Here is a 464-nt window from a genome sequence, read left to right on the forward strand (position 1 = left end):
AAACAACAAGCTTGATTTCAATAAAGTGGCTGTTACAGAATTAAACGACACACAAATGCATGATGTTGACGGCGGAAGCTCTCCTGCATGTTACTTAGTAATCAGTTTCTTAATCGCAAAACTATAATCCAAATGAAAAAACAAAATGTAAACAACAAGCTTGCTTTCAATAAAGTGGCTGTTACAGAATTAAACGACACACAAATGCATGATGTTGACGGCGGAAGCTCTCCTGCATGTTACTTAGTAATCAGTTTCTTAATCGCAAAACTATAATCCAAATGAAAAAACAAAACCCAAACAACAAGCTTGCTTTCAACAAAGTAGCTGTTACAGAATTAAACGACACACAAATGCATGACGTTGACGGAGGAAGCTCTCCTGCATGTTACCTAGTAATCAGTTTCTTAATCGCAAAACTATAATCCAAATGAAAAAACAAAACCCAAACAACAAGCTTGCTT

General features: G+C 35.8%; 3 protein-coding genes. All 3 read left to right on the forward strand.

Annotated elements, in window-relative coordinates; all coding sequences use genetic code 11:
* Positions 1 to 127: class I lanthipeptide (locus DCO46_RS23470; RefSeq protein WP_207784995.1), on the forward strand; the 127-nt coding region annotated here is incomplete at its 5' end.
* A gap of 5 nt (positions 128 to 132) precedes the next feature.
* Positions 133 to 276, forward strand: a complete 144-nt coding sequence (locus DCO46_RS22985; protein WP_165828979.1) for a class I lanthipeptide — start codon at positions 133 to 135, stop codon at positions 274 to 276.
* Between the two features lie 5 nt (positions 277 to 281).
* Positions 282 to 425, forward strand: coding sequence for a class I lanthipeptide (locus tag DCO46_RS22990; RefSeq protein ID WP_165828981.1), 144 nt, complete (start codon positions 282 to 284; stop codon positions 423 to 425).
* The last annotated feature ends 39 nt before the right edge of the window (positions 426 to 464 follow it).

Origin of the sequence: Flavobacterium sp. HTF, assembly GCF_003105115.1 — a bacterium.
Taxonomy (GTDB): Bacteria; Bacteroidota; Bacteroidia; order Flavobacteriales; family Flavobacteriaceae; genus Flavobacterium.